The following is a 430-nucleotide window of genomic DNA, read 5'->3' as shown; positions in this document are numbered from 1 at the left end:
CGACCGTACTGATGACCGCACCCTCCAGCGTTTCGGCGAAGGCGATGACCTCCGGGGTGTTGTCGAGCTTGCCGCGATGCTGCAGGCCCCGGGTCCAGGCGAAAATCGATGCGATCGGATTGGTAGAGACCTGCTTGCCCTGCTGATACTGGCGGTAGTGGCGCGTTACAGTGCCATGGGCGGCTTCGGCCTCCATCGTCTTGCCGTCCGGTGTCATCAACACAGAGGTCATCAGGCCCAGCGAGCCATAGCCCTGCGCCACCGTGTCCGATTGGACGTCACCGTCGTAGTTTTTGCATGCCCACACATAGCCGCCCTCCCATTTCAGGCAGGAAGCCACCATGTCGTCGATCAGCCGGTGCTCATAGGTGAGCCCTTTGGCGTCGAACTGTTCGCGGTACTCCTCGGTGAAGATGCGCTCGAATTCGTC

At 61.2% G+C, this 430-nt stretch carries 1 protein-coding gene; it reads right to left on the bottom strand.

The window, feature by feature from the left end; all coding sequences use genetic code 11:
- A partial coding sequence (locus RM844_RS32955; protein ID WP_311671100.1) for an isocitrate/isopropylmalate family dehydrogenase occupies positions 1–430 on the bottom strand: 430 nt, incomplete at both ends.

This window comes from Streptomyces chisholmiae, assembly GCF_031845445.1.
In the GTDB taxonomy this organism is placed as follows: domain Bacteria; phylum Actinomycetota; class Actinomycetes; order Streptomycetales; family Streptomycetaceae; genus Streptomyces; species Streptomyces chisholmiae.
Note: the sequence above shows the minus strand (reverse complement) of the source record. Positions and strands in the feature narration are given on the sequence as shown.